The organism is Bacillus sp. FSL R9-9530, from assembly GCF_038008145.1.
Taxonomy (GTDB): Bacteria; Bacillota; Bacilli; order Bacillales; family Bacillaceae_G; genus Bacillus_A; species Bacillus_A mycoides.
This window is the reverse complement of sequence record NZ_JBBOYO010000001.1, coordinates 2,700,479-2,726,246: the sequence shown is the minus strand read 5'-3', so window position 1 is coordinate 2,726,246 and position 25,768 is coordinate 2,700,479. Positions and strand designations below refer to the sequence as shown.

30 protein-coding genes are annotated in these 25,768 nt (G+C 36.5%); 18 read left to right on the top strand and 12 right to left on the bottom strand.

All coding sequences use genetic code 11. The features are described 5' to 3' along the window. Positions 1-11: 11 nt before the first annotated feature. Positions 12-1,247 (top strand): competence protein CoiA, encoded by a 1,236-nt coding sequence (locus tag MKX66_RS13685; RefSeq protein WP_193652787.1) that lies wholly within the window; start codon positions 12-14, stop codon positions 1,245-1,247. A 50-nt stretch (positions 1,248-1,297) separates the two neighbouring features. Next, entirely contained in the window at positions 1,298-3,124 is a 1,827-nt protein-coding gene (pepF, locus tag MKX66_RS13680; protein WP_061674937.1) for an oligoendopeptidase F, read from the top strand. Positions 3,125-3,256: 132 nt separating this feature from the next. Here the strand turns inward: pepF and MKX66_RS13675 are convergent, their stop codons facing one another. From MKX66_RS13675 to MKX66_RS13660, 4 genes are all read right to left on the bottom strand, one after another. Beyond that, the gene (locus MKX66_RS13675; RefSeq protein ID WP_002086970.1) at positions 3,257-3,430 is read right to left on the bottom strand and encodes a hypothetical protein; all 174 of its coding nucleotides are present in this window, start codon (positions 3,428-3,430) and stop codon (positions 3,257-3,259) included. Positions 3,431-3,660: 230 nt separating this feature from the next. Further along, entirely contained in the window at positions 3,661-4,554 is an 894-nt protein-coding gene (locus MKX66_RS13670) for a ClpXP adapter SpxH family protein (protein WP_002030386.1), read from the bottom strand. Further along, positions 4,554-4,952 carry a globin domain-containing protein gene (locus tag MKX66_RS13665; RefSeq protein ID WP_000043388.1) on the bottom strand — a complete coding sequence of 133 codons (399 nt, stop codon included), beginning with the start codon at positions 4,950-4,952 and terminating at the stop codon, positions 4,554-4,556. The genes MKX66_RS13670 and MKX66_RS13665 overlap by 1 nt, the downstream gene beginning before the upstream one ends. A 185-nt stretch (positions 4,953-5,137) precedes the next feature. Next, positions 5,138-5,716, bottom strand: a complete 579-nt coding sequence (locus tag MKX66_RS13660) for a CYTH domain-containing protein (protein WP_002030388.1) — start codon at positions 5,714-5,716, stop codon at positions 5,138-5,140. Positions 5,717-5,860: 144 nt separating this feature from the next. Here MKX66_RS13660 and MKX66_RS13655 point away from each other — a divergent pair, with 144 nt between their 5' ends. Genes MKX66_RS13655 through MKX66_RS13640 form a run of 4 tightly spaced genes read left to right on the top strand, consistent with a single transcriptional unit; the run spans position 5,861 to position 8,626 of the window. Further along, positions 5,861-6,232, top strand: coding sequence for a UPF0738 family protein (locus MKX66_RS13655; protein ID WP_002030390.1), 372 nt, complete (start codon positions 5,861-5,863; stop codon positions 6,230-6,232). A 30-nt stretch (positions 6,233-6,262) separates the two neighbouring features. Next, on the top strand, positions 6,263-6,901 hold the full coding sequence (locus tag MKX66_RS13650) for a GTP pyrophosphokinase (protein WP_002125951.1): 639 nt from the start codon (positions 6,263-6,265) through the stop codon (positions 6,899-6,901). Between the two features lie 18 nt (positions 6,902-6,919). Beyond that, positions 6,920-7,717 (top strand): NAD kinase, encoded by a 798-nt coding sequence (locus MKX66_RS13645; RefSeq protein WP_002011365.1) that lies wholly within the window; start codon positions 6,920-6,922, stop codon positions 7,715-7,717. Positions 7,718-7,732: 15 nt separating this feature from the next. After that, a complete protein-coding gene (locus MKX66_RS13640; protein WP_341086388.1) occupies positions 7,733-8,626 on the top strand; it encodes an RluA family pseudouridine synthase in 894 nt (297 codons plus the stop codon). A 45-nt stretch (positions 8,627-8,671) separates the two neighbouring features. Here MKX66_RS13640 and MKX66_RS13635 read toward each other — a convergent pair whose 3' ends face one another. The 7 genes from MKX66_RS13635 to MKX66_RS13605 all read right to left on the bottom strand — a co-directional run bounded on the left by MKX66_RS13635 (position 8,672) and on the right by MKX66_RS13605 (position 16,209). Further along, on the bottom strand, positions 8,672-10,066 hold the full coding sequence (locus tag MKX66_RS13635; RefSeq protein ID WP_113769129.1) for a peptidase G2 autoproteolytic cleavage domain-containing protein: 1,395 nt from the start codon (positions 10,064-10,066) through the stop codon (positions 8,672-8,674). 223 nt (positions 10,067-10,289) lie between these two features. Next, positions 10,290-11,030, bottom strand: a complete 741-nt coding sequence (gene prpE / locus MKX66_RS13630) for a bis(5'-nucleosyl)-tetraphosphatase PrpE (RefSeq protein WP_002086958.1) — start codon at positions 11,028-11,030, stop codon at positions 10,290-10,292. A gap of 79 nt (positions 11,031-11,109) precedes the next feature. Next, positions 11,110-12,270, bottom strand: a complete 1,161-nt coding sequence (locus MKX66_RS13625; RefSeq protein WP_002030401.1) for an FtsW/RodA/SpoVE family cell cycle protein — start codon at positions 12,268-12,270, stop codon at positions 11,110-11,112. 130 nt (positions 12,271-12,400) lie between these two features. Further along, the gene (locus tag MKX66_RS13620) at positions 12,401-13,327 is read right to left on the bottom strand and encodes a glycosyltransferase family 2 protein (RefSeq protein WP_326997642.1); all 927 of its coding nucleotides are present in this window, start codon (positions 13,325-13,327) and stop codon (positions 12,401-12,403) included. A gap of 6 nt (positions 13,328-13,333) precedes the next feature. Further along, positions 13,334-14,092 (bottom strand): class I SAM-dependent methyltransferase, encoded by a 759-nt coding sequence (locus MKX66_RS13615; protein ID WP_002030399.1) that lies wholly within the window; start codon positions 14,090-14,092, stop codon positions 13,334-13,336. Positions 14,093-14,316: 224 nt separating this feature from the next. Further along, positions 14,317-15,162: a TylF/MycF family methyltransferase gene (locus MKX66_RS13610; protein ID WP_002186420.1), complete on the bottom strand. Its 846-nt coding sequence runs from the start codon at positions 15,160-15,162 to the stop codon at positions 14,317-14,319. Positions 15,163-15,285: 123 nt separating this feature from the next. Further along, positions 15,286-16,209, bottom strand: coding sequence for a BclA C-terminal domain-containing protein (locus tag MKX66_RS13605; protein ID WP_341086383.1), 924 nt, complete (start codon positions 16,207-16,209; stop codon positions 15,286-15,288). A 165-nt stretch (positions 16,210-16,374) separates the two neighbouring features. Here MKX66_RS13605 and MKX66_RS13600 point away from each other — a divergent pair, with 165 nt between their 5' ends. The 10 genes from MKX66_RS13600 to MKX66_RS13555 all read left to right on the top strand — a co-directional run bounded on the left by MKX66_RS13600 (position 16,375) and on the right by MKX66_RS13555 (position 24,396). After that, on the top strand, positions 16,375-17,472 hold the full coding sequence (locus MKX66_RS13600) for a tetratricopeptide repeat-containing glycosyltransferase family 2 protein (RefSeq protein ID WP_002030419.1): 1,098 nt from the start codon (positions 16,375-16,377) through the stop codon (positions 17,470-17,472). 155 nt (positions 17,473-17,627) lie between these two features. Beyond that, complete coding sequence (locus MKX66_RS13595) at positions 17,628-18,317, top strand: class I SAM-dependent methyltransferase (RefSeq protein ID WP_002125965.1); 690 nt, start codon at positions 17,628-17,630, stop codon at positions 18,315-18,317. Beyond that, the gene (locus MKX66_RS13590; RefSeq protein ID WP_002140852.1) at positions 18,314-19,000 is read left to right on the top strand and encodes a glycosyltransferase family protein; all 687 of its coding nucleotides are present in this window, start codon (positions 18,314-18,316) and stop codon (positions 18,998-19,000) included. Before MKX66_RS13595 ends, MKX66_RS13590 begins: the two co-directional genes overlap by 4 nt. A gap of 11 nt (positions 19,001-19,011) precedes the next feature. Continuing rightward, complete coding sequence (locus MKX66_RS13585) at positions 19,012-19,692, top strand: glycosyltransferase family protein (RefSeq protein ID WP_002030417.1); 681 nt, start codon at positions 19,012-19,014, stop codon at positions 19,690-19,692. Between the two features lie 14 nt (positions 19,693-19,706). Further along, positions 19,707-20,444 carry a sugar phosphate nucleotidyltransferase gene (locus tag MKX66_RS13580; protein WP_002086946.1) on the top strand — a complete coding sequence of 246 codons (738 nt, stop codon included), beginning with the start codon at positions 19,707-19,709 and terminating at the stop codon, positions 20,442-20,444. An 8-nt stretch (positions 20,445-20,452) separates the two neighbouring features. Then, the gene (gene rfbC, locus MKX66_RS13575) at positions 20,453-20,998 is read left to right on the top strand and encodes a dTDP-4-dehydrorhamnose 3,5-epimerase (protein WP_002011381.1); all 546 of its coding nucleotides are present in this window, start codon (positions 20,453-20,455) and stop codon (positions 20,996-20,998) included. A gap of 15 nt (positions 20,999-21,013) precedes the next feature. Further along, positions 21,014-21,985 (top strand): dTDP-glucose 4,6-dehydratase, encoded by a 972-nt coding sequence (gene rfbB / locus MKX66_RS13570; protein ID WP_002030413.1) that lies wholly within the window; start codon positions 21,014-21,016, stop codon positions 21,983-21,985. 11 nt (positions 21,986-21,996) lie between these two features. Continuing rightward, positions 21,997-22,851, top strand: a complete 855-nt coding sequence (gene rfbD, locus MKX66_RS13565) for a dTDP-4-dehydrorhamnose reductase (protein ID WP_012260557.1) — start codon at positions 21,997-21,999, stop codon at positions 22,849-22,851. A gap of 108 nt (positions 22,852-22,959) precedes the next feature. Further along, entirely contained in the window at positions 22,960-23,730 is a 771-nt protein-coding gene (fabI, locus tag MKX66_RS13560; RefSeq protein ID WP_002011384.1) for an enoyl-ACP reductase FabI, read from the top strand. Positions 23,731-23,877: 147 nt separating this feature from the next. Then, a complete protein-coding gene (locus MKX66_RS13555) occupies positions 23,878-24,396 on the top strand; it encodes a CotO family spore coat protein (protein WP_002030408.1) in 519 nt (172 codons plus the stop codon). Between the two features lie 48 nt (positions 24,397-24,444). Here the strand turns inward: MKX66_RS13555 and exsY are convergent, their stop codons facing one another. Further along, a complete protein-coding gene (gene exsY / locus MKX66_RS13550; RefSeq protein ID WP_002125979.1) occupies positions 24,445-24,909 on the bottom strand; it encodes an exosporium assembly protein ExsY in 465 nt (154 codons plus the stop codon). 124 nt (positions 24,910-25,033) lie between these two features. On the opposite strand from exsY, the gene MKX66_RS13545 reads away from it, so the two are divergent. Both MKX66_RS13545 and MKX66_RS13540 read left to right on the top strand, forming a co-directional pair. After that, complete coding sequence (locus tag MKX66_RS13545; RefSeq protein ID WP_000899658.1) at positions 25,034-25,393, top strand: DUF1360 domain-containing protein; 360 nt, start codon at positions 25,034-25,036, stop codon at positions 25,391-25,393. Positions 25,394-25,557: 164 nt separating this feature from the next. Then, complete coding sequence (locus tag MKX66_RS13540) at positions 25,558-25,743, top strand: hypothetical protein (RefSeq protein ID WP_033708144.1); 186 nt, start codon at positions 25,558-25,560, stop codon at positions 25,741-25,743. Positions 25,744-25,768 lie beyond the last annotated feature (25 nt).

Genomic DNA, 25,768 nt, shown 5'->3' with positions numbered 1-25,768 from the left:
TGTGATGGTGGATGTTTATTGCAAGGAGAGAAAACGGAGAGAAAATTCATCTATTATATAACCGGGATGAAGAACGTTTACGCGAAATGCGTAAACGAGAAAAATTCTTTTGTACAGCTTGCGGAAAAGAAGTGCAAATGAAATTAGGAACACAAAAGAGCTGGCATTTTGCTCATAAGAAAGTGGATTCATGTCTTACCTTTTATGAAGCAGAATCTATGTATCATATGCACGGTAAAGAATTGTTATATAGATGGTTGAAACGTCAAAATTTTCATGTGGATATAGAGCATTACCTTCCAAAAATCCAGCAAAGACCAGATGTTTTCGTAGAGAGAGCAGGTAGGGAAATTGCGATTGAATATCAATGCGCCAATCTCTCCATAGAACAGCTTTCTAAACGAACATACTCGTATTGGCAAGCTGGTATACAGGTCATCTGGATCATTGGTGGAAATCAATTAAAAAAGCAATCTGCATATTGGATGAAATTTTCCTCACTTCTGGCTTTCTCCTTACAATCTTATCCTCAGCCATTTCTTATTTTCTTCTGTCCGAAACAAAAATCGTTTATGAAATGCGCATTTATCACTCCGTTTTCTACAAATGTCTCTTTCTCACATACTATTTATTTACCAACTGATACGACTACTGTTGACATGCTCTTTTCCTCTGTTCCTTTCCAAAAAGAGGTATTAGGACAAGAATGGAAGAGAAAAAAGAACCATTTTCGGCAAAACGCTCTATCTATCTGGAATTATAATCATAAGTCACTACTCCGCCTCTTATATCAATATAAATGTACCCCAGCGAGCTTTCCTTCTGAAATCGGTGTTCCGCTCCCATCCGCGTTTGCTTTTCAAACAAATCCATTTATATGGCAAGCTTCTCTTTATTTGAAGTGTATAGGTATGCTTAAGGTAGGGGAGTATATTTCTCTGCAATACGTATGTAACTATGTAGCAAAATATACGAAGAGGCGTCTACTTCCGTATTTTGCACAACATATATGGAAGGTAGCAGTTGCGGAGTATATGACATTTTTATGTTATGCAGGTGTATTAATAAAAATAGGTATTAATAAGTATCGAAAAATAAGAGATGTTGTGTTGGTAAAAACAGAGGGAGAAATTATGAAATATGATGAAATTTGCTTAGCGCACGCACTATCTCTATTTGAGACAAAGTTCAACATGAGAGAAGAAAAAGGGGATATAATAAAGAATGAACGTGAAGGAATTACATAAGAAAAACAGAATTGTACTTAAGTAGAGATATTTAAAGGAGGGCTTACAGAATGTCTGAACAAAATAAAGCAAAATCATTACCAAATCGCAATGAGATTGAAGAAGCAAGCACATGGCGATTAGAAGATATTTTCCAAACAGATGCAGAATGGGAAAAAGAATTCCAAGCTATTAAAGAGCTATTGCCAAAGTTAACTGAATTTAAAGGGAAGCTTGGCGACTCTGCAGACAATTTGCTTGAGGCATTGCAATATGAAGATGAAATTTCAATGCGATTAGGTAAGCTATATACATATGCACATATGCGTTACGATCAAGATACAACAAACTCTGTGTATCAAGCACTGAATGATCGCGCAACAAATTTATACTCACAAGTATCTAGTAGCACAGCGTATATCGTACCTGAAATTTTATCTATTTCAGAAGATACATTGCAAACATTCTTACAAGAAAATCGAGAACTAAGTGTATATGAGCATGCATTAGAAGAAATTACACGTCAACGCCCGCACGTATTATCTGAGGCAGAGGAAGCGTTATTAGCAGAAGCATCTGAAGTGATGAGTGCATCAAGTAATACATTCGGTATGTTGAATAATGCGGATTTGAAATTCCCATCTATTAAAGGTGAGGATGGAGAAGAGGTAGAAATAACACATGGCCGTTACATTCAGTTTTTAGAAAGTGATGATCGTCGTGTTCGCGAAGATGCATTCAAAGCTGTATTTGAAACGTATGGGAAATTTAAGAACACATTTGCAAGTACGTTAAGCGGGGCAGTGAAACGTAATAATTTCAATGCACGTATTCGTAAATATGACTCAGCTCGCCAAGCAGCATTAAGCAATAATAATATTCCTGAAGCAGTATACGATCAACTCGTTGAAACGGTAAATGACAACTTACATTTATTACACCGTTACATTGATATTCGTAAGCGTGCACTAGGACTTGATGAGCTTCATATGTACGATTTATATACACCACTTGTACAAGAAGTGAAAATGAATGTGAAGTATGAAGAAGCGCAAGACCTGTTATTAAAATCTTTAAACGTACTTGGTGATGAATATGTTGAAATTTTAAAAGAAGCATATGAAAATCGCTGGGTAGATGTGTACGAGAATAAAGGCAAACGAAGCGGAGCATATTCATCTGGTGCATACGGAACAAATCCGTATATTTTAATGAACTGGCATGATAATGTAAATAATTTATATACACTTGCTCATGAGTTTGGTCATTCGGTGCATAGTTATTACACAAGAAAGACACAGCCACACGTATACGGTGATTATTCAATCTTCGTTGCAGAGGTAGCATCAACGTGTAATGAAGCGCTTCTAAATGATTATTTATTAAAAACGACAGAAGATAAAAAAGAGCGTCTATATTTATTAAATCATTATTTAGAAGGATTCCGTGGTACTGTATTCCGTCAAACAATGTTTGCAGAGTTCGAGCATATCATTCATAAAAAAGTACAAGAAGGACATGCGGTTACGCCAGATATGTTAACGGAGATCTACTACGATTTAAATAAGAAATATTTCGGGGATGCTTTAGTAATCGATAAAGAAATCGGTTTAGAATGGTCTCGTATTCCGCACTTCTATTACAACTATTACGTATATCAATACGCAACAGGATTTAGTGCAGCGACTGCGTTATCTAAACAAATTTTAGAAGAAGGGCAACCAGCAGTAGAACGTTACATTAACGAATTCTTAAAAGCGGGAAGCTCCGATTATCCAATTGAAGTGTTGAAAAAAGCAGGAGTTGATATGGCATCTCCTGAACCAGTGAAAGAGGCACTTCAAGTATTTGAAGAGAAATTAAATGAATTAGAAGCGTTATTATTTGAAGAAAAGTAATGAGAAAAGACGAGGGATTTTATCCTCGTCTTTTTTGTTTGAAAATGTTTTTGTCGATATTTGTCGAAAAAATAAGGAGGATTTCCTTACTTTTTCTAAATTAGAAGGCAGTTTTACAGTTGATTTTTGTAATTAAAATCCTTTAAATCGTTTTCTATAGTTGAAATAAGAGACAGCGATGACGATAACTCCGAATAAAAGAGGGAAGGCAATAATTTTAGGAAAAGCTTGTAGTAGAGAAAGGATGTACAAGAAAAAAGAAACAATGAAAGCTAGAAAAATTAGAGCGATATGAGACTTTTTCATTAATAAAACCTCCTAAATGTTCTTTTTTATAGCTTATTCAAAAATGAAAACGTTTAGAATGTGACAAAAATGTGAAATTCGACAAAAGGGGTTGTCATCTGACGTCGAATCTTGTAATATAATAAGCGTGAACGAATTCACATACAAACATATACCCCTTTGTTTGAACGTGAAAATTTCTCCCATCCCCTTTAATATTTTTATAAGCCGTAAAGAAAAAGACCTGGTGTTTACACCAGGTCTTTTTCTTTTGCTATCCATTTCCAATAACGCTCGCACTTCACTTCAATCATTTGTACTTTTCGTTTTAGTTGTAATTTTTTTAGTTCACGCTCTATTTCTTGCTGAGGGCAGTCATATATAAATGAGATTTCCTTTGAAGAAATAAATTGTGTTGCTTCTAGTAATACTTCTAAAGGAGGTAATGGTTCTGGCTCAATTTCGCATTTTACCAGTTCTTTTAATAGCTGTACGTATACATCATAGGAATAAATCCCTGTGATTTTAATACCTTCCTCATCTGAATTTGCATGAAAAAATAGGAGGGAAGGTATTTCTGTAATATGCATCTCATTTGTGAATTTTAGGTCGCATTGGAAAGCTTTTTTTGCGCTAACTGAGTGTAGGTCTTTTTTAAATTCCTCTACATCAATGCCACTATCTTTAGCACATGTAAGCAATAATTCACAGTCAGGGTGTGATACATTTTCAAGAAAAATGTATTCTTGGAGTTTTCGCAAAAACTTCGAACCTGCTTTTCGGCCTTGCAACTCCGCCGCCTTAATTGCCATCGAAACTAAATACGGTGTTGACGACGCCTCTTGCATATGTACTTTTCCATCACATGAAAAACCTTGTAAACTTGTTGTCTTTTCCCACACAAATCGAATATTAGCAGGTTTATTCCATTTGTGTGAGGAAGCGTTCGCCCCGTCCACTTTTCCTGTTACTATATGACGAATAGAGAAGTATTTCCCATACTCAAGCCATAGTTTAATAATAAATGGCTCGATATCCCAGCAATCTTTACAAAGTGGATCAATAAATAAATATGCTTCTACAGATTTATGCTCGCATGTGGAAGGAGAAGGCATATTTATATGCTTTGCTTCCTGCTTATCCATTACACTTCACCTGTTTCATTTGGAGTATTGACCATATGTTGAGCAGTTAATGCTAAACGTTCAAAAACAAACTCTCTTATATGACCGTGCACTCCTGTATCATCCATTGCTTGCTCCATACATGACAGCCAAGCTTCTGCGCGTTTTGGAGTAATCTCAAACGGAAGATGGCGTGCTCTTAGCATAGGATGCCCATGTTCTTCAGTGTATAAATTAGGACCACCTAAATATTGTGTTAAAAATTGTTTCTGCTTCCTAGCAGTTTCTGTTAAATCATCCGGGAAGATCGGAGATAAGTCAGGGTGTTCACTGACATAGGAATAAAATGTATCCACTAATGTTGCAATGCATTGTTCACCGCCGATTGCTTCAAATGGTGTCATCGGTTGCTTGCTCATCCTTTATAAACCCCTTTTTCCATGAAATGTATATCTATTGTAGCAATGGAATGTTATGAAGAGCAACTAAACAGCCTTCATAACATTCTTTGCTTATTCTATATGTTGCTAATAAATCTTTTGCTTTTCAAAAAGGTGAAATGTAGCCGTAAGTACAGCTCTTCTTCACTGATGGAAATTTTACTTTAGCGCTCTTCGTTTTGTTTGGCAAGGAAAAAGCGTTTTACTTTGTTGTTTGTATGACGAACTGGTACGTTATGTTGCTTTAATAACCTTATAAATGCTGCTTTACCGGTCTTTTCATCTTGCACTTCGTATTCAATTTCATAATCATCGTGATTGTAATAGAAACTATGATCAAAGACAAGCGTTCCGCCTTCAAATAATATTTCAGCTCTTTCTGTTGTTAAACTACCCATATAAGTTAAAGCGGAAACGGGAATTTGTAATTTGTGTAGCTGATCCATTACAGTTCCTTGAATGATTGTGTTTGTTTCCATCATAAGTTGTGCTTCTTTTTCTGTTACAGACTGATGAGTTTCTAATAAACCAATTTCAGCAGGTTGTTTTAATGTTAATGTATAAGTTCCATCTTTATGACGAATACGAAGTGCAGAGCCCGTATCTTTTAAAGAGAAGTGAGGCGTTTCAAAGTAGTGATTTACTTGTTTTGTAAATGCTTCAATAGAAAAAGATTTGCATAATGTTTGGAATTCTTCCTCTGTAACCATATTTTTAAATTCAATTTCAATTTCTTGTGTCATTGTATGCGCTCCTTTTGAAAAATAATTCTTTCCACATTATCGCTTTTTCGCAAATTTGGTTCAATGTTTTATTTGTTTGCGTCCATGTTATGATACAATAATACTGTTAAGTAAGACAGGAAGTTGAGATGGAGGAGTTCGAGTATGCAAAATAAAATTCAAGTTAAGAGCGTAGAAACGAGAGAGAATGCGCTTATTTTTTGTGCAGAAAATACTGAAATAGAGGTAAAGGAGTTAAGTGCGCGTAATCACGTACTTGTAGACTCAGACAATTTATCATTTTTATATATCTTAGAAAATGAATCATCTTTCATTTATGTAAGTATTCCGCATACATGCTGGGAAGCAGTGCATGAAGCGATGAATAAAGATACAGCGATGTTTATTCGCGTGAATGATGTTGAAATAGAATTAGAAGGATTAAAAGAAGAAGTAGAGTATTTAGTTGAAAATATTGAAGGTAATGCAAATTACGGAGAAGAACTAGTAACTGCTGTAGAAAAAGTGTTTCTATAAGCAAATGGATTGATTTTGGTGGTGGTTGAAATGAATCGTAATTGGGAAGAATTTTTAGCACCGTATCACCAAGCGGTGGCGGAGCTGAAAGTGAAACTAAAAGGAATGCGTACTCAATTTGCAATGTTAACGGAGCATTCTCCAATTGAGTTTGTAACAGGAAGGGTAAAGTCGGTTGCAAGTATTATTGATAAAGCGGAGAAGAGAAATGTACCGCTAGACCGAATTAGAGAAGATATGCAGGACATCGCGGGCCTTCGAATGATGTGTCAATTCGTAGATGAGATTAAGCCTGTTGTAGAATATCTTCGAAAACGAAATGATTTTGACATTGTAGAAGAACGTGATTATGTAACGCAAAAGAAAGATAGCGGCTATCGCTCTTACCACGTTGTCATTAGTTATCCTGTTCAAACGATACAGGGGGAGAAAAAAGTGTTAGTTGAAATTCAAATTCGCACGTTAGCAATGAATTTTTGGGCAACGATTGAGCATTCTTTAAATTACAAATATAGTGGACGTTTTCCTGAAGATATTAAAATACGCTTACAACGTGCAGCGGAAGCGGCGTTTTTATTAGATGAAGAAATGTCTTCCATTCGTCTTGAAATTCAAGAAGCGCAAAAGGTCTTTTCACGAAAGCAGGAAACGAAAGATTCTGAATCATAAACTAAAGGGTGTTGGGCGATGAAATTTACAATTATGTCAAAGGGAGATCAATCATCAGATACACTAGCAAGTACGATGAAAGAATACTTGTTAGATTTTGGGTTTACAATGGATGAAAAGGAACCTGATATTGTAATTTCTGTTGGGGGAGATGGAACGCTTTTATATGCATTCCATCGTTACTATAATCGATTAGATGAAACCGCATTTGTTGGTGTACATACAGGGCATTTAGGTTTCTATGCAGATTGGTTACCGACGGAAGTAGAGAAGTTGGTGATTGCAATCGCTAAAACACCGTTCCAAGTGGTTGAATATCCACTTTTAGAAGTGATTATTCGCTATGTGAATGGTAGTAAAGAGTCGCAGTATTTGGCGATGAATGAAGCGACTGTGAAAAGTGCAGAAGGTACATTAGTAACAGAAGTGGAAATACGCGGAGAGTATTTCGAAACGTTTCGCGGAGATGGTCTTTGTATTTCGACTCCTTCAGGAAGTACCGCGTATAATAAGGCGCTTGGCGGAGCAATTATTCACCCTTCTATTGAAGCGATTCAAATTGCAGAAATGGCATCTATCAACAATCGTGTATTTCGTACGGTAGGTTCGCCGCTCGTACTGCCGAAGCATCATACATGCGTTTTAAAGCCGGCTGCAGGAATGAACATGCAAATTACCGTGGATCATTTGACGATGGTTCATCAAGATGTGAAATCAATTCAGTATCGCGTTGCAAACGAGAAAGTACGATTTGTTCGTTTCCGTCCGTTCCCATTCTGGAAACGTGTTCGTGACTCGTTTGTTGCAGATAAATAGAGAGGGTTTATATATTTGAACAGATTTACATTGAAATGGGATATAGGGCTGGCTGAAGAGGGAACTTTAGTTAGAGAATTTTTGAAAACAAAAGGGATTTCGAAAGCTGCTTTAACGGATATAAAGTTCCGCGGGGGAGCAATTGAAGTAAACGGTCAACACACAAGTGTTCGTCACAAGTTACAAGCTGGTGAAGAGTTACAAATCTTTTTTCCAGTGGAGGAAAGAAGTGAAGGGATGGAAGTGGAAGAGATCCCTTTATGTATCATATATGAAGATGATGCGGTTCTTGTTATAAATAAAGAAGCAAATATGTCGACGATCCCGTCTAGGGAGCACCCGTCAGGAAGTATTGCAAACGCTCTTTTATATCATTATGATAAACAAAATCTTGCAAGTACGGTGCACATTGTGACGAGGTTAGATCGTGATACTTCAGGGCTTATGCTAATTGCGAAAAATAGATTCGTTCACCAACTTTTATCGAAGCAGCATCAACAAAAAGGGGTGAAACGAACGTATGAGGCAATCGTTCATGGGACTATTTTAGAAGAAGTAGGAACGATTGACGCGCCAATCGGACGAAAAGCGGATAGTATTATCGAGCGAACTGTCTGTGAAGATGGTCAAAGAGCTGTTACTCATTTTAGAGTGATGGAGAGTTCTTCCGATAAGACGCATGTAGCGCTTGAGCTCGAGACGGGAAGAACACATCAAATTCGTGTACATATGGCATATATAGGACATCCGCTACTTGGGGATGATCTATACGGTGGCCGAAGAGATGTGATAAAACGTCAAGCGCTGCATAGTACATCTTTGACGTTTTATCATCCTATTTTAGAAAAGGGAATGACTTTTACCGTAAGTATCCCAGAGGATATGCAATACGCTTTACATAACAATTAAAAGGGAACAAAATTCTTATCATAAAAAGAATTTTGTTCCCTTTTTTTAGCGGAATAATATTAAAATTTGATTTTCACCAGTACGTTTTATAACGAAAAAGCCACTTTCAGCTTTCGTGGCAATGCCGTCATCATTCGGACGACAATATCCGTGTGTTTCGCAAGTGCCGTCATCACGTACTAACATTTGTCCAATTAATCCGACAGGAAGCCACTCAGTACGGTCTCTTCTTGATATATACTTACAAGCTGGATCCCATTCTGTATTTAAAAGAGGTCGTATTTCTTGCGTATCCGTACGCGTATATTGACGTTTTCCGAAGCTGTCTGTTTTATAGCGTTTTTGCCAACTTAAAGCACCGCTATTTCCTATGAGAGCGGGGGTAGCGCTAGATATTCCTAATATGAATGAATCATTTGAAGTAGCTTTTCGAATTTTTTCTTCGCTACTAAATGTAATGAAATAGCCGATATCAATAGGGCTATGATCTGCTGCCTCAAACATTTGTGCAAAATCAGTACCACCTGCATTGTAAGAAGCACCATCGATATACATTTCTCCGTTATGGGCAAGCCATTTGGCACCTATATTATAATCAGTGTCATTTGTCCCATTTGCGATAAACCAGGAATAAGCTTCTTCTGCTGTACCAAATTTACCCATAATATGGCTGCCTGCAAAATTAGCTGTTGATGTATGATTTCCTTCCGCATGAGATGAGAATCCGTTAGCGATAGTTGCGGTTCCTTCTGCATGTGCTGCTTCGCCCAAAGCAATTGCATGTTTTCCTTCTGCATGAGAATAAGAGCCGCCTGCTGTCGTTTCACTTCCTTCGCTATGCGAACTATGTCCAGTTGCCTTTGTTTTTGTCCCTTCTGCATGAGAAAAGGGACCCGTTGCATGTGTAAGAAGCCCTTCTGCATGTGAAGCGATTCCATCAGCTTTAGAGTGAAGTCCTTCTTTATATGCGTGACGAGCTCCTTTGTTATTTTCTTTTTTTATAGGTGTAGGTACAGGAGCCTGAATAGGGGCGGATCTTTCTATTTGTACATCGTTGCCCGAGATTAATGCTTCTTTTATTTTTTTTACTTGATTTATAATAGTAGCTGGAATTTCTGGTTGTACTTTTTCCTTTATTGCTGCAGGAATGTTTTCTTCTATATTTTCTTGTATCTTTTCCGAATTAAGCACAGGTTCATCATTATTAGAAGCGAGCTTCTTTTTTTGTTTTGCTTTTATTTTCCTGCTATCTATAATTCGCCTCATAACAGCATTTTCTAAAGAGACATATGTTTCTCTCGGTTTGCTTTTTTTTGATGACTCTTGTTCTTCTATTGCTTCTATAGCTGCAGCTCGAATACTGCACCAGTTGTTAATTCCATACATGGGATGGTATAAAGGGTGGAATTTTCTTTTTTGTTTAGAAGATTTTTTCTTCATTCCGTCACCTCCTGCGACAGTATATGCCGTGCAATTAAAAAAAGATGCACTTTATTGCATCTTTTTTTAATTGCTTTATCTAGTTTTAGTGTGGAATATGTCTAGAAAACACCATGATCCTCTGCAAATCGTGAATTGTATTAAGTAGAGGTATTTATCCCGATTGGTGCGGGCTAATAATCAGTGGCGGATGAACAAAACCCCCACTGATTAAAGTTTCACTTTATGAAATTGGGCGGAACTTTTCAGGGACAAAAGGTAGGGAAGAAGGGACAGAAACGGTCTCCAACTCAGGGTAACGTAGTCCAGTTAGTTTACCACCAAATACAGCACCAGTATCAATATTGACTGTATGATTCACAAAGCGAGGTTCATTGACAGGTGTATGTCCATAAACAATCCATGTTTCACCCTTATACTCTTTCGCCCAATCTTGGCGGACAGGTGAGCCGTCAGGGTGTTTTTCGCCTGTAATATCACCATATAATACAAAGGTTTGTACTTTTTTATCTTGTCTTCCTATGTAATCTTGCCGAATACCAGCGTGACAGACGGTTAAATTTTTTTCATCCAGTATGTGATATAGCGGTGATTGTTCGTAAAGAGTAATGAATTTTTCTTTTATTATTTGTTGCTTATTAGAAGGCAATGCTTCATATTCTGCAACAGTTGTTTCGAGCCCATGAGCGATTGTAACATTACGTCCAAGGAAGAAACGATACAGTTTATTACAGTGATTCCCTGGAGCATAATAAGCATCTTTTCTATTTATTACGAGCTCCCATACAATTTCAATCATCCGTAATGAATGAGGACCTCGGTCTGTAATATCACCAACGAATGCAAGCCTTCGTTTTGCGTTATGAATTGGGATACCACTATCCCAGCTATACCCTAGTTTCGTTGTTAAATCTTGAAACTCTTGGAAGCATCCGTGAATATCACCTATAATGTCATATTTCATATTTAAACCTCCAGCTCATTTTTTCATTAGTATATCTAAAATGGACATAGAAAAAAACCATACCGTTTTTCGATATGGTTCATTTAAACATAAAGATTTTAGTTCTTGAGCGTACGTTTAAAATAAATCCAATAGCAACCATATATGTGAGCAGTGAACTCCCGCCGTAGCTCATAAGCGGTAACGTTATTCCTGTAATAGGGAGTAAACCAATTGTCATCCCAATATTTTGGAATACTTGGAACGTAAACATTCCAATTGTACCAGCGCAAATATAACTACCGAAAGGTTCATTGCTTTCTAAAGCGATATGGATCATTCGGTAAATGAGTAAGAAAAAAAATGAAATAATAACACTTGCTCCTAAAAAACCGAATTGTTCAGCGATATTTGTAAAAATAAAATCTGTATGTGGCTCTGGAAAATATACTTGTCTATTTTCCCATCCTTTTCCTTGCATCTCTCCTGATCCAGTAGCTAAAAATGCTTGTCTTAATTGGTATCCTTGTGCGTCATATTCATAAGGTGCAAGCCAACCATAGAAGCGATTTAATTGATATTCTTTTAGAATGTGCTCTTTAAAGAACTCTGTATGCGTGAAATAAATATATGTTAAGGTAGAGCCTATGGCGAAAATACCGGAGGTTAATCCGAGGATAAAGCGCCAACGTATACCAGAAACTAAAACCATTGTTGCAAGCATCGCTGAAATGACCATTGTGTTTCCTAAATCAGGTTCTTTTGCGATTAGAAGTAGTGGAGGTAAACTAGCTGCAAATATTTTTAAAAGTAAAATGAAATCTTCACGAGTTGTCCGAAAAAGGTATTTTTCATTATGATTCGCTATAATTCGCCCAACGACGATAATCAAAAATAATTTCATAATTTCAGAAGGCTGAAAGTTTCCGATGCCTGGAAGTCTGTACCACGCGGTAGCCCCTTTAATTGTAACGGCGCCAGGAACTTGAAGTTCTAGGCCAATTAGAAGTATGAGTGCAAAGCTATATAAATACCAAGCAATTTGTTTATAGCGATCGAAATCAATAACCATAATAACACCAATGGCGATAAATCCAATGGCATACCATTGGATTTGTTTTAATACAAAATTTACGTTTTGTAAAAATGGTGGTAAAGAAGCTTGTGCACTTGCGATAGCAAAGCAGCTAACAATCCCAATGGCAAATAAAATGAATATTAATATGTAGTCTATTTGATATTGAGTGTTCGGATCTTTCACTGTATGAATTCCTTTCTACTGCTCTCTATATTAGTGGGTTTTAGTTGGTGCATCACATAGTTTAAAAAGAATGTATGAACTATACGCATTATTCACGTAAAGCTCACACATTTTATTTTCGCAGAATAGACTAATGATGTAGCTCTTTTATAATTATGTCCAAACAATGGGAAAGACGTACATGTGCATCTGGAATGAGGTTTGGTAGCTGGCTATAATATTCTAAGGAACCTTTACACCATTTATAAGCGCTAATTAGACCTAGTCTATAATCTGTATTATCTTGTAAAAATCCGTATTTTTTTGAAGTTATAACGAGGTGCGTAAAATCCTCAGATCCTTCAAGGAGTTTGCTGTGTATTTGTTGCCCAGTATGGTAGCGAAATTGGCTTAAAGGTTCGGATATGTATACTGCGTCTCCTTTAGAAAGTAAGGAAATCCATGATGCCATATCGACACTACAAGAATAGTGCCTTCCTTTTAGCGTGCCGAAAGGTTCAGTGAGTAACTGTTTTCTAAACAGAATAGTTGTAGGCTCACCGATAATGTTATGTCCACCTTTTAACATCCAGTCGCCTAAAAATATTCCGTTTAATTGAATGTCTTCGCTATATAATCTTTGTGTTGGATGAGCATCTCCAATTAAATTCCCGTGATCATCAATACGTACTCGATAAGAAGTTATAAGAGCGAGATTTTTATTTGTGTCTTGCTCAAAATAAGCCATCATTTTTTGTATTTTATGATTATAAAACACATCATCGTCCATTAAAAAATTTATATACTCCCCATTAGATTTCTCTAAGAGCATAAGATCGTTATGAAATTGTCCTAAAGTAGTGGTATTTCGAATGTATGTTATGTTTTTATAATTAGGTAAATACTGTTCATTTATTAAGATTTCTGTTTCATCATTTGTACTATCGTCTCCTATAATAATTTCAATGTTTGGATAAGTTTGTGCTAATGCACTTTCTAGAGCAATTTTGAAATAATGTGGTCGATTATAAGTGGGAATAAGGATGGAAACGAGAGGTAACTTTTTTTTATTATTCATACGAAACTACCTTTCAGAAGCTTTTTTTGTAAGAACGATATCTTGATAACTTGTATACTCATTTCTGCCGCACCATAAACCATAATGCGGTTTATTAATTACCTCTAAGCCATGTTTATTTAATAAGGTGCGGATATCTTCTTCAGGATAGGCAACTGCGAAATTAGGAATATCTTTATTCACAACATAACAATTTTCAATTTGATGATAAAAACCTAATGTACTTAGCCCAGAATTTAAGTAATAGGATGATTCAGGGTTAATGAGAAAGAAGGTAATAAAACATCTCCCATCTTTTTTTAGAACACGTACAATCTCAGATACGTAATGTTCTAATTCTTTCGGAAGGAGATGGGTAAATACAGAAGTTAAAAAAATAAAATCGAATGAATCGTCTTCATATGGAAATTTGTATTGAGAAGCATCTTCTTTTCCTTCTGGGTTGTAGAATTGATTATATATATCAACGTGTTCAAAATGGAAATTGCTACGGGCAGTTGAAATATTATTTTTGCACCATGTAATGCCATCTTTAAATAAATCAAATCCATAATAAGCTCCATCATCACCTAAGTAATTCATTAATGGAACCGCCATTCGACCGACACCACAACCTACATCTAACACTGTTTCATTGGATTTTAAACTGCCAATTTGAATAAAATGCTTTATGAATTCTTTTCCAACCTTTTGAAAGTCGCCACCTACATATTGGACGAGTTCGGGAGGTGGGATTAATGCGATTTTTTTTTCAAGCTCGCTCATAATTTCACTCCTTCCTTGTAGTAAATAGGGAACCAACATTTTTAATATGCAGCTAACATTTTATAGTGGGAGGGGAAACGATATTAGAACTGTTGCGATATGTAAAAAGCTCCCTAGAACAACTGGAAATAGTAATGGGAGCTTTTGTTTTTATTTATCATGCTATTGGCGAAGGCTAATAATTAGTGTGAGATGGAGAAACCCTAACTGAATAAAGTTTCGCCCTATTCTTTTCGCCAATAAACCCCGAATACATCAATTTTAGTAATAGGAGCTTTTAAGTTTCTTTGATTTCTAAAGTCTGTCACGGCCTCTGCACAAGCTGGTAGTCCATAGTCATCAATAATAATATAGCCGCCCTTAGAAACTTTATCGTATAAGTTCACGAGACCATCCATTGTGGATTCGTACATATCACCGTCAAGGCGTGCAATTGCGATTTTTTCTATTGGTGCTGTTGGTAAAGTATCTTTAAACCAGCCTTTTAAAAATTTTACTTGATCATTTAATAAATCATATTTTCTAAAATTCTCTTGTACTTGTTCTAAAGAAACGCGTAAGTAATCGAAAGAGTGTAAATAATCTCCGTAATCTTTCGGATAGTGTTCTAAATTCGGTGTTGGCAAACCTTCAAATGAATCTGCAACCCACACATTACGATCAGTAATGTTATTTGCCTGTAAAAAACCATTCATAAAAATGCACGATCCCCCGCGCCACACACCTGTTTCAATAAAATCACCTTCTATATTTTCACGGACAACTGTTTCTAGTGCTTCATGTAATTGATTCATACGTTCCCGGCCGATCATACTGTGTGCTGCTCTTGGCCAATCCATCCCATCTTGACGTTCACTTTTTAAAACATCTGGTTTCACAATTTTCAAGTTATGGTTTTCAGCATATTGCTTAATGAATAAAGGAAGTGGTACGGTAACTGGTTCATATGGAAGTTCCTTAGAAATATGTAATGAAGCAGGTAAATATGGCTCATACTCTAGCCATATTTCAAATAAAATTGTTTTCTTTAACAACTCGAGATAAAGCTGAACAGCAAATTTATTTTCCATATTTGTGCCTCCTGCAAAATGTCATACAACAATATGATTATGTAGATAGTGAAAGTTTCATGCTTGAATTCATAATTGAAAAAGCAGTAAAACTGATATCAGTTTTACTGCTAAGTAAAAAAATTAAGCGATTTTTTCAATAATAATGGATGCACTTGTACCAAGAGCTAATGATAATCCAATTCCAGTAACAATTGCTTCAACCATTGATGGAGTTATTGTAATTTGTGTAATTGCCTGGATAACGATAGGTGCTCCAAGTGAGATTAAGCTTGTGCCTGCACCTGGTACATTAACTCCATTAACTTGAATTGCAAGGCTACCTAATAAACTTACTGCTGCAGTATATGCGATAACAGTAATTTTATAGAATCCAGTTTCACTTATGATGAAAGTATCAGCGTCTAATTGAGAAATTGCTGTACCAAACTGAGATCCAACCGTGTTAAACGGTACAGGATCATTAATTCCAAGAGCTAAAGAAACTGTAGCAGAGTTAAATGCATACAATCCTGCTGGAAGTCCTAATCCAGATGGCCCGGTCGGCCCGGTCGGCCCGGTCGGCCCAGTCGGCCCAGTCGGTCCAGTTGCACCAGTTGCACCAGTTGCACCAGTGTCTCCAGTCGGCCCAGTTGCGCCAGTGTCTCCAGTCGGCCCGGTAGGTCCAGTTGCGCCAGTGTCTCCAGTCGGCCCAGTAGGTCCAGTTGCACCAGTGTCTCCAGTCGGCCCAGTCGGTCCAGTTGCACCAGTGTCTCCAGTCGGCCCAGTCGGTCCAGTTGCGCCAGTGTCTCCAGTCGCGCCAGTTGTACCAGTGTCTCCAGTCGGCCCAGTCGGCCCAGTAGGTCCAGTAGGTCCAGTAGGACCAGTTGGCCCAGTAGGTACGGTAGGACCAGTCGGCCCGGTCGGCCCAGTAGGACCAGTTGGCCCGGTTGGAAGTGTAAACGGTGGTATTGGTGGTAAAGTTGGACCTACAAGATTAGGATCAAATGCACTAGCTGATAAGAATTCATCAGGATTTAAGCCATCTGAATAATTATTATTTGACATAAATTCACCTCCATAAAGCTTTCATTATATAGTAGATGCAAAATCACAAGAAAATGACACGGACATTTGAATTATTAAAAAGAAATCTTAAATAGCTTGAACAAGTTAAAAAAATGGAAAGTTTATTGTATGTATAACATATGATTGAGTTGGAAGAGGGTGATTATGTTGAACAAGCAAGGAATTACAATTAGTCTATGTATGATTGTTCGCGATGAGGAAAATACAATAGATCGATGTTTGGACGCGGTAGAAAAAATTGTTGATGAAATTATTGTAGTTGATACAGGATCCACTGATCGAACGAAGGAAATTGTAGCAAAATACACTTCTAACATACACGATTTTCCGTGGGTTGATGATTTTGCGGCAGCTAGAAATTTTGCGTTTTCAAAAGCAACGCAAGAATATATATTATGGTTAGATGCTGATGATGTGTTATTAGAGGAAGCTCAAGAATCACTGAAAACATTAAAACGAGAGTTAGATTGTAAAGTTGACGCTGTTTCTATGCCTTATTATCTTGTAATGGATTCTAATGGGAAACCTTTATATTGCACAAGAAGATATCGACTTGTAAAGCGTGAAAAACAATTTCAATGGTTTGGAAAGGTGCATGAGTATTTAGCTGTTTCTGGTGAGATTTACAATAGTAATGTCGCCATTACACATAAGAAAGAAAAAGAAATAACGAATCGTAATTTGAAAATTTTTCAAAATGCTGTAGCAGCTGGAGAAGAATTAAGCCCGAGAGATTTATTTTATTACGGTAATGAATCTATGGATAATCAAAAATACGACGATGCGGTTCTTCTGTATGAAACATTTCTTAATCAAGAGGAAGGATGGCATGAAGAGAAAATTTATGCATGTGGTAAGTTAGGAGATTGTTATGCGAAGTTAGGAGACTGGGAGAAGGCAGTTGAAACTTGTACGAAGTCGTTTCGTTATGGTATTCCTAGAGGAGAGAATTGTACAAGAATAGGATATATATATATGGAACAACAAAAGTATAATGAAGCGATATTTTGGTTTAAGCTAGCAACTGAAGTGCCGCTAGCAGAGGATAGTCCTTTTCACAGTCCGGCTAGTTATACGTGGATTCCATATTTACAAATGTGTATTTGTTATAGCAGATTAGGAGATCAAGATAAAGCTTATTATTATAATGAATTGGCAGCTTCTTATGTTCCGAATAATGCTGCGATTGAATATAACCGTAAATATTTTAGAGGCATCTATGATAAACAATATAAAATGTAATTTGTTCTATTTTTAGGAAATGACTTGTCGCTATTCTAATGATAGTAGAATGGCTATATATTAGATTATCGGTAATGCAACCAATAGAGATGGCATCCTTTGTAGAATATCTTTTGTTTATATTTCAAATTCAATTTGCATAAGGAGTGTGTGAAATGAATCGGGAGAAAAGTTCTTTATACGAAGAAAAATCTGAACATTATTATAATGCGATAAATCCTAATTTATTCAAGCATATAAAAAAGGAATGGCAAGAAGTTCTTGATATTGGTTGCTCGAGCGGTGCATTAGGAGCGGCTATAAAAGAAAATGGAGCACGTGTATCAGGAATTGAGGCGTTCCCAGAGGCTGCCGAAAAAGCGAAAGAAAAACTAGATCATGTTATTTTAGGTGATATAGAAACAATGGATCTTCCTTATGAGAAGGAACAATTTGATTGTGTCATATTCGGGGATGTATTAGAGCATTTATTTGATCCGTGGGCTGTCATAAAGAAAGTAAAGCCATATATAAAAGAAAATGGTGTGATTTTAGCTAGCATACCAAACGTTGCGCACATTTCAGTATTAGCTCCCTTACTCGCTGGAAATTGGACGTATACAGAATATGGATTATTAGATAAAACGCATATTCGTTTCTTTACTTTTAATGAAATGCTAAGAATGTTTTTAAAAGCAGGATATTCTATTAGTAAAGTAGATCGTGTATATGTTGATCATAAAATATATGAGCCACTTATTGAAGAGTTATATGGAATTTGTAAAAAGTATCGTCTTGGAAGTGGCTTCATGGCTGAGACAGTTGTATTTCAATATATTATTGAAGCAGAAAAATCACAATTATGAGTGCTGCAGAAAAAACAATACTATTTGTTACATGTATAAATGATCGGAAATTGTATGCACAATGTGCGCGACATATATTGAAATTGGCAGTACCTCCTGGGTATACTATACAATTTATGCCGATTCGAAATGCAAAAAGTATGACGAGCGGATACAATCAAGCCATTTCACATCCAGCGAAGTATAAAGTGTATTTACACCAAGATGTCTTTATTATAAATGGAGCCTTTCTATACGGATTAATTCAATTATTTGAGGAGCATGAACATCTTGGGATGATTGGGATGGTTGGATCCCAATATGTTCCTCCAAATGGTGTATGGAACGAAGGGCGTGGGATTGTCGGGAAAGTCATTGGTTATATGAACGATTTGTTTTATATGGCAAGTTTAGAGCAACCATTTCATGAATCGAAAACATTTATTCCTGTGGAATGTATTGACGGTTTATTGATGGCAACACAATATGATATTCCATGGCGAGAGGACTTATTTGATGGGTTTGATTTTTATGATGTATCCCAATCTTTTGAATTTAAAAAAGCTGGGTATACAGTCGGTGTCCCTGTGCAGCGTGATGCTTGGTGTATTCATTATCATTTCGATGTAAATATGACGAACTATGAAAAGTATAGAAAAGTATTTGTAGAGAACTATATGTCAGATGTGAATAAGGAAGAATAGAGGGCTACAAAATGAAAGATCACACAATATTAGTCGTTGTTTGTGTAAATAATGAAGAGCTTTTCGAGCAATGCGAAAGGCAAATAAGAAACATTGTTGTTCCCCCTGGCTATGTAGTGCAAATTTTTCCGATACGAGATGCGAAAAGTATGGCAAGTGCGTACAATCGAGCACTTTCATATCCGGCGAAATATAAAGTATATATACATCAAGATACTTACCTTATTAATCGTGATATGTTTTGTACCCTCATTTCGCTTTTTAAAGAAAATGAAAAGCTTGGTTTAATTGGAGTAGCTGGTGCTCAGTTTTTACCGAGTAACGGGATATGGTGGGAAGGAAAAAATTTAGTAGGGAAAGTGATTGAGTACAGAAGACAGAATTATCAATTATTAAATTTAGATCAGGGGTTTTATGGAAATCAATCTTTTATGTCAGTGCAAGCAATCGATGGTTTACTCATGGCAACGCAGTATGATATTCCGTGGCGAGAGGATTTGTTTCAAGGATTCCATTTCTATGATGTGTCACAGTCTTTAGAATTTCAAAAGGCTGGATATTTAATTGGTATCCCTAATCAAGCAAATCTATGGTGTATTCATTACAACGGAGATGAGTTTGATGCGGATACATATGAGAAATACCGGGGGATTTTTGTGGAACATTATAAAGAGGTGCTATCTCCATCATAAGGGAGAGATGAAGGATGAAAGGGATTATTTTAGCAGGCGGGACAGGATCGAGATTATATCCAATAACGAAAGTAACGAATAAACATTTACTTCCCGTTGGGCGGTATCCGATGATTTATCATGCGGTATATAAGCTGAAGCGATGTGAAATTACAGATATTATGATTATTACCGGTAAAGAGCATATGGGAGATGTTGTGAGCTTTCTAGGAAGTGGTCAAGAGTTTGGTGTATCCTTTACGTATCGTGTGCAAGATAAGGCGGGTGGGATTGCGCAGGCGCTAGGACTTTGTGAAGATTTCGTAGGAAATGATCGGATGGTAGTTATATTAGGAGATAATATCTTTTCAGATGATATTTGCCCGTATGTTGAAGAGTTTACAAGTCAAAAAGAAGGGGCTAAAGTGCTGCTTCAATCTGTAGAAGATCCCGAGCGATTTGGTGTAGCGCATATTCAAGGCCGAAAAATAATTGAAATTGAAGAAAAGCCGAATGAGCCGAAAAGTTCTTATGCTGTTACGGGAATTTATTTGTATGATTCGAAAGTCTTTTCTTATATAAAAGAATTAAAACCTTCCGCAAGAGGGGAACTTGAAATTACAGATATAAATAATTGGTATTTAAAACGAGGAGTACTTACTTATAATGAAATGAGTGGCTGGTGGACTGATGCGGGAACGCATGCTTCTCTTCAAAGAGCGAATACGTTAGCGCGGGATATAAACTTTGGGAAACAGTTTAATGGAGAATAGGTGAAAATATGAAAGTTGTAGAAACAAATTTTACCGATGCGAAATTGTTAGAACCGAGATTGTTTGAAGACGAGCGAGGTTTTTTTACTGAAAGTTATAATAAGAAGATGCTAGAATCGTTAGGGATTACGCATTCATTTCTGCAAGATAACGTATCTTATTCAGCGCATTCGGGGACGATTCGAGGGCTACACTTTCAAAAAAATCCGAAAGCACAAACGAAACTCATTCAAGTTATGCAAGGTGCAATATATGATGTTATCGTTGATTTGCGAAAAGATTCACCTACATTTAAAAAGTGGAGAGGTTATATTTTAAGTGCGGATAATCATAGGCAATTATTAGTGCCGAAAGGATTTGCTCATGGTTTTTGTACACTTGTACCTCATACAATTGTTATGTATAAAGTAGATGAGTATTATAGTGCTGATCACGATTCCGGTTTGCTTTGGGAAGATAAAGAATTATCAATTCCATGGCCGGTAACAAATCCTATCTTGTCCGATAAGGATCGAATATTACCATTACTTCAGGAATATGAAGATAGTTTTTAAGTAGGAGAGTTGTTTATGAATATATTAGTTACAGGTGGAGCTGGATTTATTGGAAGTAATTTCATTCACTATATGTTAAAAAACTATGAAACATATAAAATCATTAATTACGATGCATTAACATATAGCGGGAATTTAAATAATGTAAAGTCTATTCAAGAAAATCCTAACTACTCATTTGTAAAAGGGAAAATCCAAAATGGAGAGCTGCTGGAACATGTTGTTAAGGAACGTGACGTGCAAGTAATTGTAAATTTCGCAGCTGAATCACATGTGGATCGTAGTATTGAAAACCCAATTCCTTTTTATGATACGAATGTAATAGGTACAGTCACGCTGTTGGAGTTAGTGAAAAAATATTCACATATTAAACTCGTGCAAGTATCAACAGATGAAGTATACGGTTCTTTAGGGAAAACAGGAAAGTTTACCGAGGAAACCCCGCTAGCTCCTAATAGTCCATATTCTTCAAGTAAAGCGAGTAGCGACATGATAGCCTTATCTTATTATGAAACGTATCAATTACCAGTTGTTGTAACACGTTGTTCTAATAACTATGGACCGTACCAATATCCTGAGAAATTAATTCCTTTAATGGTTACGAATGCGCTTGAAGGAAAGAAACTACCATTATATGGTGATGGATTGAATGTAAGGGATTGGCTGCATGTAACGGATCATTGTAGTGCAATTGACACCGTTTTGCATAAGGGATGTGTAGGAGAGGTGTATAATATCGGCGGAAATAACGAAAAAACAAATGTAGATGTTGTGGAACAAATTATAAAACTTTTAGGAAAAACGAAAAAAGATATTGAATTTGTAACAGACCGTTTAGGTCACGACCGTCGTTATGCGATTGATGCACAAAAAATGAAGAATGAGTTTGAATGGGAACCGAAGTATACGTTCGAACAAGGATTAAAAGAAACGGTGGAATGGTATAAAAACAATGTGGACTGGTGGAAACCACTAAAAGAAAAGTAAGGGGCATGTAGATGAAAGAACGGATTATCATAACGGGAGCGAACGGTCAGCTAGGGAAGCAACTACAAGAAGAGTTGAATTCTGAGGAATATGACATATATCCATTTGATAAAAAGTTATTAGATGTAACAAATATATCCCGAATTAAGCAAGTGGTACAAGAAATAAAGCCACATACAATTGTTCATTGTGCAGCGTATACGAAGGTAGATGGTGCTGAGAAAGAACAGGATCTTGCTTACTTAATAAATGCGATTGGAGCTCGAAATGTAGCGGTTGCTTCACAATTAGTAGGGGCTAAGTTAGTGTATGTCAGTACCGATTATGTATTTCCAGGTGACAAACCGGATGGCTATCATGAATTTCATAATCCAGCACCGATAAATATATATGGAGCTTCTAAATTTGCAGGAGAGCAGTTCGTAAAAGAGTTACATAATAAATATTTTATAGTTCGTACATCGTGGTTGTATGGTAAGTATGGAAATAATTTTGTGAAAACGATGCTACGATTAGGAAAAGAGAGAGAAAACATATCTGTTGTAGCTGATCAAGTTGGTTCTCCTACGTACGTGGCGGATTTAATTACTGTGATTAATAAGCTCATTCATACATCCTTATACGGTACGTATCACGTATCAAATCGCGGTTCATGTTCTTGGTTTGAATTTGCTCAAAAAATATTTTCGCATACAAAAATAAGAGTGAATGTGTTACCTGTGTCGACTGAGGAATTTGGATCGGCGGCAGTGAGACCGAAATATTCGATCTTTCAGCATAAAATGCTACAATTAAATGGTTTTTTACAAATGCCTACTTGGGAAGAAGGATTAGAAAGGTTTTTTATAGAAACAAAAAGTCATTAACAAATTTATGTTAGTGACTTTTTTGTTTGCCTTTAAGAGGTTTTATGGTACTATAATTATAGTATCAGGTACTAATAACAAGTATAAGTATTTCTGGGAGGATATATCATGGAACTATTACAAGGGAAAACATTTGTTGTTATGGGCGTTGCGAACCAAAGAAGTATTGCATGGGGAATTGCTCGCTCTTTGCATAATGCAGGTGCAAAATTAATATTCACATATGCAGGAGAGCGTTTAGAAAGAAATGTTCGTGAACTAGCGGAAACATTAGAAGGACAAGAATCACTTGTATTACCTTGTGATGTAACGAATGATGAAGAACTTACAGCTTGCTTTGAAACTATTAAGCAAGAAGTTGGTACAATTCACGGTGTTGCACACTGTATTGCTTTTGCAAATCGTGATGATTTAAAAGGCGAATTTGTAGATACTTCTCGCGATGGATTTTTACTTGCACAAAATATTAGTGCATTCTCTTTAACAGCTGTAGCAAGAGAAGCGAAGAAAGTGATGACAGAAGGCGGAAATATTTTAACTTTAACATACCTTGGCGGCGAGCGCGTTGTGAAAAACTATAACGTTATGGGTGTTGCGAAAGCTTCGTTAGAAGCTAGCGTGAAATATTTAGCGAACGATTTAGGACAACATGGCATTCGCGTTAACGCTATTTCTGCAGGACCAATTCGTACGTTATCTGCGAAAGGTGTAGGCGACTTTAACTCAATCTTAAAAGAAATTGAGGAACGCGCACCACTTCGTCGTGCGACGACTCCAGAAGAAGTTGGAGATACAGCAGTATTCTTATTCAGTGATTTAGCACGCGGAGTAACAGGTGAAAACATTCATGTTGATTCAGGATATCATATTTTAGGATAAATATAATAGGAATTAAAGTTTAAAAAGGACAGTCTCTAAACGTTGAGACTGTCCTTTTTAATTGTTCCCAGAAAGAACGATTTTTAACGAAAGTTCTAGCCACGTTATGAATATAACTATAATAGTACACGATTTATCCAGCTACGTATGGAAGTGGGAGGGACGAGTGTGAAGAATAAAAATAAAAGTTCAACAGTTGGAAAACCGTTGTTATATATTGCACAAGTAAATTTAGAACTCGCTGCACCGAAAATAAAAAGAATTATTTTAACGAATTTCGAAGATGAGGATCAAAAAGAGCAAAGTAATAGAAATGAAAGTATTGTAAGTAGTGCTGTGGAAGAAGTGGTAGAACAAGAGAAACAAGAACCACGAGAGGAGCCTCAAGTGGAGGTGGAAGAAAAAGTAGAGGAAGAGCAAGTGAGAACGGTCCCTTACAATAAATCCTTTAAGGATATGAATAATGAAGAAAAAATTCATTTTTTATTAAATCGTCCTCATTACATTCCAAAAATAAGATGTAGAATAAGAACGACGACCGTCTCATATATAGGATCGATTATATCTTACCGTAATGGCATTGTATCCATTATGCCACCAAATAGTATGAGAGATATTCGATTATCTATAGAAGACATCAAATCGATTGATATGGCCGGCTTTTAAATATGTAAAGGTGGTAGAAAGCTTCTACCACCCCAATAGTTTTTTAGTTTACTTAACTATAGAAACGTCGCGTAAGCACTGAATAGCACAGAAGCAGCTTAAATCAACAGTAATGCAAGTAGATGTCGAGATTAATCTTGCATTTGGTATAGCTAAAAACGTACAAATTGGATCGTCGCCAGGTGGTACAGGAGACCCATCACCTAATACTACAGTTAACACACGTAGGACAGCACAGCTATCGTCATCTACGCTTTCTACACGGAAAATTGGAGATTGGCAGCTAGTAAGGCTTGAAGATGGTGCAAATGCTTCAAATGGCGTTCCAGCTTTTGTGTATAAAATAAAAGGGCGTGTATTTGCTACTGCTGCTGTATTGTGTGCTCCTAAAAATGGAATTTCACAACCAGAACCACATGTTGAACTAGAGCAATCTTGTAGTTCATTGATGAATTTTACGACGTCAACTACGCAGTGAGAAGAGCTATGGTGTTTATTTTCGTTACAACTCATTAATGTCACTCCTTATCTTCTTGTTTGTATTTACATTAATAAGATATTGGAGTGGGGGAGATTTGGTCACAATCTTAAGACCTTTTTTTTTAAATAGGCTAAAGAGGATAGGGAAGGTGGAATTATGTTATTTACAAGCTGGCTTTTATTTTTTATTTTTGCGCTAGCTGCATTTAGGTTAACTCGTCTTATTGTTTATGATAAAATTACAGCCTTTTTGCGGAGACCGTTTATTGATGAGTTAGAGATTACAGAGCCTGATGGAAGTGTATCGACTTTTACAAAGGTGAAAGGGAAAGGATTAAGAAAGTGGATTGGAGAATTATTAAGCTGCTATTGGTGTACAGGTGTGTGGGTTAGTGCTTTTTTATTAGTTTTATATAAATGGATTCCTATTGTTGCAGAGCCTGTACTAGCATTATTAGCCATTGCAGGTGCAGCAGCGATCATTGAAACAATTACAGGATATTTTATGGGAGAATAATAAAGTGAAAATTTAATCAGTGTGGGGCATCCCCCGCTAATTATCAGCCCGCACCAATCGGGATAAATCTTCATGATGTTAGAAAAAGCGGAGTTTAAGAGGATGCGGGAACGGAAATAAAGAGTTGTTCATATAGTAAATAGACAGAATTGACAGTAGAGGAGATGTTTGCTGTGAGCAATAATCCAAGGCAAAATTCATATGATCTACAGCAGTGGTATAACATACAGCAACAGCAACAAGCACACCAACAGGCATATCAAGAACAGTTACAGCAACAAGGATTTGTGAAAAAAAAGGGATGCAACTGTGGGAAAAAGAAGAATACAATAAAACAATATGAAGAATGAAACACTCATGTTACGGTGAGTGTTT

What these genes read in the sequence shown, in the direction of transcription:
- MKX66_RS13685 (WP_193652787.1), top strand. Translation starts at nt 12, where the DNA reads ATGTTTATTGCAAGGAGAGAAAACGGAGAGAAAATTCATCTATTATAT.
- pepF (WP_061674937.1), top strand. Translation starts at nt 1,298, where the DNA reads ATGTCTGAACAAAATAAAGCAAAATCATTACCAAATCGCAATGAGATT.
- MKX66_RS13675 (WP_002086970.1), bottom strand. Translation starts at nt 3,430, where the DNA reads ATGAAAAAGTCTCATATCGCTCTAATTTTTCTAGCTTTCATTGTTTCT.
- MKX66_RS13670 (WP_002030386.1), bottom strand. Translation starts at nt 4,554, where the DNA reads ATGGATAAGCAGGAAGCAAAGCATATAAATATGCCTTCTCCTTCCACA.
- MKX66_RS13665 (WP_000043388.1), bottom strand. Translation starts at nt 4,952, where the DNA reads ATGAGCAAGCAACCGATGACACCATTTGAAGCAATCGGCGGTGAACAA.
- MKX66_RS13660 (WP_002030388.1), bottom strand. Translation starts at nt 5,716, where the DNA reads ATGACACAAGAAATTGAAATTGAATTTAAAAATATGGTTACAGAGGAA.
- MKX66_RS13655 (WP_002030390.1), top strand. Translation starts at nt 5,861, where the DNA reads ATGCAAAATAAAATTCAAGTTAAGAGCGTAGAAACGAGAGAGAATGCG.
- MKX66_RS13650 (WP_002125951.1), top strand. Translation starts at nt 6,263, where the DNA reads ATGAATCGTAATTGGGAAGAATTTTTAGCACCGTATCACCAAGCGGTG.
- MKX66_RS13645 (WP_002011365.1), top strand. Translation starts at nt 6,920, where the DNA reads ATGAAATTTACAATTATGTCAAAGGGAGATCAATCATCAGATACACTA.
- MKX66_RS13635 (WP_113769129.1), bottom strand. Translation starts at nt 10,066, where the DNA reads ATGAAGAAAAAATCTTCTAAACAAAAAAGAAAATTCCACCCTTTATAC.
- prpE (WP_002086958.1), bottom strand. Translation starts at nt 11,030, where the DNA reads ATGAAATATGACATTATAGGTGATATTCACGGATGCTTCCAAGAGTTT.
- MKX66_RS13620 (WP_326997642.1), bottom strand. Translation starts at nt 13,327, where the DNA reads ATGAATAATAAAAAAAAGTTACCTCTCGTTTCCATCCTTATTCCCACT.
- MKX66_RS13615 (WP_002030399.1), bottom strand. Translation starts at nt 14,092, where the DNA reads ATGAGCGAGCTTGAAAAAAAAATCGCATTAATCCCACCTCCCGAACTC.
- MKX66_RS13610 (WP_002186420.1), bottom strand. Translation starts at nt 15,162, where the DNA reads ATGGAAAATAAATTTGCTGTTCAGCTTTATCTCGAGTTGTTAAAGAAA.
- MKX66_RS13605 (WP_341086383.1), bottom strand. Translation starts at nt 16,209, where the DNA reads ATGTCAAATAATAATTATTCAGATGGCTTAAATCCTGATGAATTCTTA.
- MKX66_RS13600 (WP_002030419.1), top strand. Translation starts at nt 16,375, where the DNA reads ATGTTGAACAAGCAAGGAATTACAATTAGTCTATGTATGATTGTTCGC.
- MKX66_RS13595 (WP_002125965.1), top strand. Translation starts at nt 17,628, where the DNA reads ATGAATCGGGAGAAAAGTTCTTTATACGAAGAAAAATCTGAACATTAT.
- MKX66_RS13590 (WP_002140852.1), top strand. Translation starts at nt 18,314, where the DNA reads ATGAGTGCTGCAGAAAAAACAATACTATTTGTTACATGTATAAATGAT.
- MKX66_RS13585 (WP_002030417.1), top strand. Translation starts at nt 19,012, where the DNA reads ATGAAAGATCACACAATATTAGTCGTTGTTTGTGTAAATAATGAAGAG.
- MKX66_RS13580 (WP_002086946.1), top strand. Translation starts at nt 19,707, where the DNA reads ATGAAAGGGATTATTTTAGCAGGCGGGACAGGATCGAGATTATATCCA.
- rfbC (WP_002011381.1), top strand. Translation starts at nt 20,453, where the DNA reads ATGAAAGTTGTAGAAACAAATTTTACCGATGCGAAATTGTTAGAACCG.
- rfbB (WP_002030413.1), top strand. Translation starts at nt 21,014, where the DNA reads ATGAATATATTAGTTACAGGTGGAGCTGGATTTATTGGAAGTAATTTC.
- rfbD (WP_012260557.1), top strand. Translation starts at nt 21,997, where the DNA reads ATGAAAGAACGGATTATCATAACGGGAGCGAACGGTCAGCTAGGGAAG.
- fabI (WP_002011384.1), top strand. Translation starts at nt 22,960, where the DNA reads ATGGAACTATTACAAGGGAAAACATTTGTTGTTATGGGCGTTGCGAAC.
- MKX66_RS13555 (WP_002030408.1), top strand. Translation starts at nt 23,878, where the DNA reads ATGGAAGTGGGAGGGACGAGTGTGAAGAATAAAAATAAAAGTTCAACA.
- exsY (WP_002125979.1), bottom strand. Translation starts at nt 24,909, where the DNA reads ATGAGTTGTAACGAAAATAAACACCATAGCTCTTCTCACTGCGTAGTT.
- MKX66_RS13545 (WP_000899658.1), top strand. Translation starts at nt 25,034, where the DNA reads ATGTTATTTACAAGCTGGCTTTTATTTTTTATTTTTGCGCTAGCTGCA.
- MKX66_RS13540 (WP_033708144.1), top strand. Translation starts at nt 25,558, where the DNA reads ATGTTTGCTGTGAGCAATAATCCAAGGCAAAATTCATATGATCTACAG.